Source organism: Streptomyces sp. NPDC004561, assembly GCF_053602155.1.
The window spans coordinates 1-7690 of the sequence record NZ_JBSGDB010000419.1; the positions used below are offsets into that span (position 1 = coordinate 1).

General features: G+C 72.9%; 7 protein-coding genes. 3 read left to right on the top strand and 4 right to left on the bottom strand.

Features of this window, described 5'->3' with window-relative positions; all coding sequences use genetic code 11:
- From ACWEN3_RS36235 to ACWEN3_RS36245, 3 genes are all read left to right on the top strand, one after another.
- Positions 1-1111 (top strand): S8/S53 family peptidase (locus tag ACWEN3_RS36235; RefSeq protein ID WP_452979894.1); only part of this gene is annotated, 1111 nt, incomplete at its 5' end.
- Between the two features lie 59 nt (positions 1112-1170).
- On the top strand, positions 1171-1746 hold the full coding sequence (locus tag ACWEN3_RS36240) for an RNA polymerase sigma factor (protein WP_452979897.1): 576 nt from the start codon (positions 1171-1173) through the stop codon (positions 1744-1746).
- Entirely contained in the window at positions 1743-2228 is a 486-nt protein-coding gene (locus tag ACWEN3_RS36245) for a hypothetical protein (RefSeq protein WP_452979900.1), read from the top strand. Before ACWEN3_RS36240 ends, ACWEN3_RS36245 begins: the two co-directional genes overlap by 4 nt.
- A gap of 18 nt (positions 2229-2246) precedes the next feature.
- On the opposite strand, the gene ACWEN3_RS36250 is transcribed toward ACWEN3_RS36245, so the two are convergent.
- From ACWEN3_RS36250 to ACWEN3_RS36265, 4 genes are all read right to left on the bottom strand, one after another.
- The gene (locus ACWEN3_RS36250) at positions 2247-3476 is read right to left on the bottom strand and encodes a cytochrome P450 (RefSeq protein WP_452979902.1); all 1230 of its coding nucleotides are present in this window, start codon (positions 3474-3476) and stop codon (positions 2247-2249) included.
- 59 nt (positions 3477-3535) lie between these two features.
- A complete protein-coding gene (locus ACWEN3_RS36255) occupies positions 3536-4327 on the bottom strand; it encodes an N-formylglutamate amidohydrolase (protein ID WP_452979911.1) in 792 nt (263 codons plus the stop codon).
- Positions 4328-4435: 108 nt separating this feature from the next.
- The gene (locus tag ACWEN3_RS36260) at positions 4436-6655 is read right to left on the bottom strand and encodes an NADP-dependent isocitrate dehydrogenase (RefSeq protein WP_452979905.1); all 2220 of its coding nucleotides are present in this window, start codon (positions 6653-6655) and stop codon (positions 4436-4438) included.
- A 223-nt stretch (positions 6656-6878) separates the two neighbouring features.
- Complete coding sequence (locus ACWEN3_RS36265; RefSeq protein WP_452979908.1) at positions 6879-7283, bottom strand: DUF4186 domain-containing protein; 405 nt, start codon at positions 7281-7283, stop codon at positions 6879-6881.
- Positions 7284-7690 lie beyond the last annotated feature (407 nt).

Below are 7690 nucleotides of genomic sequence, written 5' to 3' on the forward strand. Positions count from 1 at the left end.
GGCGGAGGAACGCCGGGGCCGACGGCTGGTCAGCCGCAACCACGTGCTGCACATCGCGGTCAACGCCTGCCCCGGCGACGAGCCGGTGCCCGTCGCGCGCACCGGATCGCCCAACCCGGCGGCGGCCCAGGCCGCCCACGACCCGGACACCGCTGTCCGCGTCCTGGTCATCGACACCGGCCTCGTGCACGACCACGGCGGCTACCCGCTGCTCGCCCACACCACGGGCGACGCCCAGCTCGACGAGACCGACGGCGACGGAGTGCTCCGCCAGTACGTCGGCCACGGCACGTTCATCGCCGGGATCCTCGCGGCCGTCGCGCCCAACACCGACATCACCGTCCGCAACACGCTGAACGACGCGGGCGCCGTGCTGGAGTCCGAGTTCGGCGCCCGGCTCTTCGACGCCGTCGACCGGGGCGGCTGGCCCGACGTCATCAGCCTCTCCGCGGGCACCCCCACCGAGGGCGCCGACGGACTGATCGGCCTGGACGCCTTCATGGGCGAACTGCGCGAGCAGCGCACCCTGCTGGTCGCCGCCGCCGGGAACAACGCGAGCGACACTCCCTTCTGGCCCGCCGCCTACGCGTCCCTGCCCGAGTACGCGGACAACGTGGTGTCGGTCGGCGCCCTGCGCTCGGACGGGGACGGCGAGGCGTGTTTCAGCAACCACGGCCCGTGGGTGCGGGTCTACGCCCCCGGCGAGCGCCTCACCAGCGCCCTGACCGGCTTCGGCACGCCCGTGCCGTACCTCTACCAGCACTCCACCTACGACGCCTGCCGGTTCGGTTTCACCTATGCCTGCACCTGTCAGTTCCCGCGTCACACGGGCGTGTTGAGCGAGGGGCGGGAGAGCACCGGGGCCAAGCCGGACCAGGTGATGTTCGACGGTCTCGCCCAGTGGAGCGGCACTTCTTTCGCCACCCCGGTGGTCGCGGGCCTCGTCGCCGCCCGGATGACCGCGGACCAGGAGCGTGACCCGCGCGCCGCCGGTACCGGGCTCCTGGCGGACACGACCGGCCGGGCCGAGGTGCGCGGGGCGCACGTGGCTGCGCTCCTCCCGCCCACCTGGCGCCCGCTCCCGGTCGCGAGCCCCGCGCTGCCCGCGTGAGGGCCGGAACCCTCCGCTCCACGGCGTACGATGACGAGCCGTACACGAGGGGTGGAGCCGTGGACCGAACAGAGGTCGGCGCGCTCGTCCAGTCCGCCGTCGACGGGGACGCCGCGGCCTGGAAGGCGCTGGTGGAAGGGATGAGTCCGCTGGTGTGGTCGGTGGTGCGCGCGCACCGGCTCTCCGACGCCGACGGGCACGAGGTCTACCAGACCGTGTGGTTCCGCTTCGCCCAGCACCTGGGCCGGATCCGGGAACCCGACAAGGCCGGCTCCTGGCTGGCCAGCACCGCCCGCCACGAGTGCCTGAAGGTGCTCAGGGGGCTGACGCGGCTGACGCTGACGGACGATCCGCGGGTTCTCGACCGGGCCAGCGACGACCGGACGCCGGAGCAGACGCTGATCGACTCGGAGGAGGCGGCGGACCGGGCCGAGCGGGTCCGCCGCCTGTGGCAGGAGCTGGACGAACTGGGCGACCGGTGCAGGCAGTTGCTGCGTGTGCTGATCGCCTCACCGCCGCCCAGCTATGTGGAGATCTCGGCCGCCCTCGGCATCGCGGTCGGCAGTATCGGTCCCCTGCGCCAGCGCTGCCTGCGCCGGCTGCGGGCCCGGATGGACGCACGGGGTGCGGCGTGAGCGGTGACGACGAGCGGACGAGCGGATACGAGGACGCGGACGGCACGGAGCTGTCGGACGCCCTGCTGGAGGAGGAGCTGCGGCAGGCGGCGGCCGTCCTGGACCCGGTCCCGGAGGCCCTGCGCCAACTGGCGCTGGACGCCTACGCGCTGCACGACCTGGACGCCCGGATCGCCGAGCTGACCTTCGACTCGCTGGTGGACGCGCTGCCGGTCCGGGGCGTCATGGATCCGCCGCGGATGCTGACGTTCCGCGCGGGCGAGGTCACCGTCGACGTCGAGGTCACCGGGGACGGGCTGATCGGCCAGGTGCTGCCGCCGCAGTCGGCGCGCGTCGAGGTGCTCGGCGGCCCGCAGACCGTCCGTCCGGTCGCCGTCGACACCCTCGGCCGCTTCACCAGCGACAGCCCGCCGGCCGGCCCGTTCGCCCTCAGGCTGCGGACCGGCGCGGAGGTGATCGTCACCGAGTGGCTGCGGGCCTGATCCGCGCCCGGCTCCCGCTCACCAGGACACGGGCAGGGTCTGCGGCCCGCGGATCATCGTCCGGTGCCGCCAGCGCACCTGCTCCGGCGGCACGGCGAGCCGCAGCCCCGGCAGCCGGTCCAGGAGCGTCCCCACCAGCAGTTCGAGCTGGAGCCGGGCCAGCACCGCGCCGGTGCAGTAGTGCGGGCCGTTGCCGAAGGCGAGGTGCGGGTTGGGATCCCGGTCCGGGGCGATGCGCTCCGGGTCCGGGAACAGGCGCGGGTCACGGTTGGCGGCCAGGTAGGAGACGTAGACCGGGTCGCCCGCGGTGATCCGGTGCCCGGCGATCTCCATGTCCTCCAGGGCGATCCGGGCGAGGCCGACCGTGCTGCGGTGCGGGATCCAGCGCAGCAGCTCGTCCAGCAGCGGGCCGCGCGCCTCGGGGCGCGCCCGCATGCGCTCCATCAGCTCCGGCCGGGTCAGCAGCAGGAACAGCATCTGCCCGCAGTTGTGCGTGACCGCCTCGCCGCCGATCTGCAGCGGGCCGGCGAGCCCCACGGCCTCCTCCTCGCTGATCTCCTCGCGCGCCACCGCACCGGCGAGCAGCGAGTAGACGTCCTCGTCCGCGCCGTGCGCCCGGGCCCGGACGATCGAGCGGATCCAGCCGTACAGCCCGGTCTTGGCCTGGTCGGCGGCCTCCGCGCCACCGGACAGGGAGATGATCTGCCGGGTCCAGGTGTGCACCTGCTCCCGGTCGGCGGGCGGTACCCCCATGACCTCGCTGACGACGCCGATCGGGAACGGCTCCAGCACCCGCGCGACCAGGTCGGCGGGCGGACCGTCCTGTACGACGCCGGCCACCAGCTCGTCGAGGAACCGCTGGGCGCGGGGCCGCAGCCGCTTCATCGCGCCCACCGTGAAGGCGCCGGCGACCGGCTTGCGCAGCCGGTTGTGGTCCGGCTGGTCGGCCCAGGCGAGCGAGCCCGGGCGGGGCGCGAAGTTCGGGGCGAGCCGGGTCACCTGACGGCGGACGACCTCGGCACGGCTGAACCGCGGATCGTTGGTGATCAGCCTGACGTCCTCGTACCGGGTGGCCAGCCACGCCCAGCCCTCGCCGAACGGCAGCCGGATCCGGGTCAGCGGACCTTCGTTCATGAGCCCGGCGAGCACCGGGTCGAAGTCCGGGCCGGCCAGGTCGAGCGCGGGCCAGTCCCGTACGGGTGGCGGCGGTTCCTGGCCGGTGGGCGAACTTGTCTCCGCGGTCGTCATGCCCTCCACCTTCGTACGCCCCACCGCCGCCGTCCTGCGGGACTGCTCCAGCCGGAGGGCTACGCGGCGTCGGTCAGCGCGGCGAGCGCGGCGGCGAGCCGGTCCAGTCCCGGCCCGGCCGGGCCGCCCGGCTCGGTCATGTAGGTGTCCCGCCGGATCTCGACCATGAGCGCGCCGACCCGGGCGTCGGCGCCGTAGTACTCCAGCGGTACGTAGGCGCCGCTGAACGGGGTGTCCAGGCCGGTCTCCCCGCAGTCCGCGAACGCCTCGCGGGCCGCACCGGCCAGCTCCGGCGGGGTGTGGAAGGCGTCCGTGCCCAGGCAGACCGGCGGGCGCGGGCCGGTGCCGTGCAGCTCGTAGGGGAGCGGCCGGGCCGGATAGGAGTGCACGTCGATCACCACGGCCCGCCCGGTCGCCGCCAGCCGGTCCGCCACCGCCTCGGACATCGCCCGCGCGTACGGCCGGAAGTACCGTTCGAGCAGCGGCCCGGGATCGGTGTCCGCGGGCCGCAGCTCGCCCCGGTGCGTGGTCCGCGTGTACACGGCGCCCATGCCCACGGCGAGCATCTCCTCCCGCTCGTCCGGGAACCGCTCCGGGTCCACGACCAGCCGCGACAGCCGGTTCACGAACCGCCAGGGCGTGACGCGGGCCAGGGCGGCCGCCCGCTCGGCGAGTTCGGCGGTGTGGGCGTCGGTGATGTGGTCCAGCTCCCGCTCCAGACCGTCGTCGTCCAGCACGATCCCCGTGCGCACGTCCGCGGGGATCACCCGCGCGGAGTGCGGCACGTGCAGCAGCACGGGCGACTCGGCGGCACCGGGCAGGAGTTCGAATGAGGGCACGGTCTGCTCCAGGTGATCGGCGTGGCGTTCGGACGGACGGCCGGGCGTGTCCGGCAACGGCTCCGCCCCGGCCGGGCAGTGCCGACCGGGGCGGAGCGTGCGGACCGTGTGCCGCGGGCGTCAGCTCAGGGACGCCAGCGCCTCGTTCCAGGTGGCCGACGGGCGCATGACCTGGTCGGCCTTGGCCTTGTCGACCTGGTAGTAGCCGCCGATGTCGGCCGGGGAGCCCTGGACGGCGTTCAGCTCGTCGACGATGCGCTGCTCGGCCGCCGCGAGGGTCTCGGCGAACGGCGCGAACGCCTTGGCCAGGTCGGCGTCGTCGGTCTGCTGGGCCAGCTCCTGCGCCCAGTACAGGGACAGGTAGAAGTGGCTGCCGCGGTTGTCGATGCCGCCGAGGCGACGGGTCGGGGACTTGTCCTCGTTGAGGAAGGTCGCCGTGGCGCGGTCGAGGGTGTCGGCGAGGACCTTGGCGCGGGTGTTGCCGGTGGTCTCCGCGTACTGCTCGAAGGACGGCACCAGGGCGAAGAACTCGCCGAGGGAGTCCCAGCGCAGGTAGTTCTCCTTGACCAGCTGCTGGACGTGCTTCGGCGCGGAGCCGCCGGCGCCCGTCTCGAACAGACCGCCGCCCGCCATCAGCGGGACGACCGACAGCATCTTGGCGCTGGTGCCCAGCTCCAGGATCGGGAAGAGGTCGGTCAGGTAGTCGCGCAGCACGTTGCCGGTCACCGAGATGGTGTTCTCGCCGCGGCGGATGCGCTCCACCGACAGCTTGGCGGCCTCGACGGGGGCCAGGATCCTGATGTCCAGGCCCTCGGTGTCGTGCTCCGCCAGGTACTGCTCGACCTTGGCGATCAGGTTGGCGTCGTGGGCGCGGGTCGCGTCCAGCCAGAACACGGCCGGGTCGCCGGTGGCGCGGGCGCGGGTGACGGCGAGCTTCACCCAGTCCTTGATCGGTGCGTCCTTGGTCTGGCAGGCGCGGAAGATGTCGCCGGCGGAGACCGTCTGCTCCAGGACGACCTCGCCGGCCTCGTCGACCAGGCGGACGGTGCCCGTCGTCCCGATCTCGAAGGTCTTGTCGTGGGAGCCGTACTCCTCGGCCTTCTGCGCCATCAGGCCGACGTTCGGGACGGAGCCCATGGTCGACGGGTCGTAGGCGCCGTTGGCGCGGCAGTCCTCGATCACGGCCTGGTAGACGCCGGCGTAGGAGGAGTCCGGCAGCACCGCGAGGGTGTCGGCCTCCTGCCCGTCCGGGCCCCACATGTGGCCGGAGGTGCGGATCATGGCCGGCATCGAGGCGTCGACGATGACGTCGGACGGCACGTGCAGGTTGGTGATGCCCTTGTCGGAGTCGACCATCGCCAGCGCGGGGCCCTCGGCGAGCTCGGCGTCGAAGGAGGCCTTGATCTCGGCGCCCTCCGGCAGGGACTCGATGCCCTTGAAGATGCCGCCCAGACCGTCGTTGGGGGTCAGACCGGCGGCGGCGAACGTCTCGCCGTACTTCGCGAACGTCTTCGGGAAGAAGGCGCGCACCACGTGGCCGAAGACGATCGGGTCGGAGACCTTCATCATCGTGGCCTTCAGGTGCACGGAGAACAGGACGCCCTCCTCCTTGGCGCGGGCGACCTGCGCGGTCAGGAACTCGCGCAGCGCGGCGACGCGCATCACGGAGGCGTCGACGACCTCGCCCTCGAGGACCGGGACGGACTCGCGCAGGACGGTGGTCGAGCCGTCGTCGCCCTTGAGCTCGATGCGCAGCGAACCGGCCGCCGGGATCACCACGGACTTCTCCGTGGAGCGGAAGTCGTCCACGCCCATGGTGGCCACATCGGTCTTGGAGTCGGAGCTCCAGGCGCCCATGCGGTGCGGGTGGGTCTTGGCGTAGTTCTTCACCGAGGCCGGGGCGCGGCGGTCGGAGTTGCCCTCGCGCAGCACCGGGTTGACGGCGGAGCCCTTGATCTTGTCGTAACGGGCGCGGATCTCGCGCTCCTCGTCGGTCTTCGGGTCGTCCGGGTAGTCCGGCAGCGCGTAGCCCTTGCCCTGCAGCTCGGCGACGGCGGCCCTCAGCTGCGGGATGGACGCCGAGATGTTCGGCAGCTTGATGATGTTGGCGGCGGGCGTCTTGGCCAGCTCGCCCAGCTCGCCCAGGGCGTCCGGGATGCGCTGGTCCTCGTTCAGGTACTCCGGGAAGACGGCGATGATGCGCCCGGCCAGCGAGATGTCACGGGTCGTGACGGGCACACCGGCCTGCGAGGCGTACGCCTGGATCACCGGCAGGAACGAATGCGTCGCCAGGGCCGGGGCCTCGTCTGTGTAGGTGTAGATGATGGTCGAGTCAGTCACCGGGTGCTCCGCTCCACGTCTGCAACATTGCTCGACATCAAGATATCTCGTGACGGGGGTCGGCTCGACAGGGGTCCCGGCCGGAAATCGTGCCGCGTCGGCGCAACCGGATGTCGCTTCTTGTGGCCATGACAAACGATCCCCGGTGGCCACGGGTGATCGCCCACCGGACGGCGCGGCGCCCGTCGGCCCGGGCGTGACGGGAACTCCGCCACCCTCTGAGTCAGCCGCGGCGGGCGGGGCCCGTGCCGCCGGTCCCGCCCGCCATCTCCCGCTCGATCCAGCGGCAGATCACGTCCACGACGTACACGTGCTCCGTGCGGCTGAGCTGCCGCCCCTTCGGGATCTTGTGCCAGCGCTCGAGGCAGCCCCGGCAGCAGGTGGCGGTCGCGTGCTGGGCGACGAAGACCGGATGGCCCCGGTACGGGGTCTGCCTGCCGTCCCTGTACGGCTCGGCGGGGGCCAGCCGCTTGGCGATCAGGTCGTAGGCGTGCCACCGGATCGTGGCCGGCCCCTTGAGCTCGGCGGTCGCCCGGTCCCGCCCGCGCAGACGGAACCCGGCCCGGAACGGCTGGCGGGCGAGGGCGTCCGGGAGTCGTCCAGGGTCAGCGCGCGGTTCACCTCCCACCTCCGGGGTGCGAAAGCGCTGCCGGGTGCCGACTGTGAGGTCTCGTCACGTAACCACCTGCTCGATGTGCGGGATGTGCGATCGCGCCGGCCGCGGAACTCCGTTGACCGGCGCGAGCGTTCATCCTGCCGTATCCGCCGCACCGGTCCGCACCGGGACCGGCACTCCCCGGGCAGGTGGCTCAGACGATGCCCTCCGCGAGTTCGGCCTGGTCACGGTCGCTGCCGTAGCCGCGGTGTGGGCTTCCCGGTCGCCGGGGCCGCGCTGCGGCCGGCCTTCGGCGCACCCGACCCGGAAGCCGGCGTCGCTGACTTTTCAACGGCCTGAGCGAAGGGCAGCGGCGGCTGGTGCGGGTGCTGGCCGAACTCGACACGGACACCTGGCGGTGGGCGAACCTCCGGGGGGTC

What these genes read in the sequence shown, in the direction of transcription:
- ACWEN3_RS36250 (WP_452979902.1), bottom strand. Translation starts at nt 3,476, where the DNA reads ATGACGACCGCGGAGACAAGTTCGCCCACCGGCCAGGAACCGCCGCCA.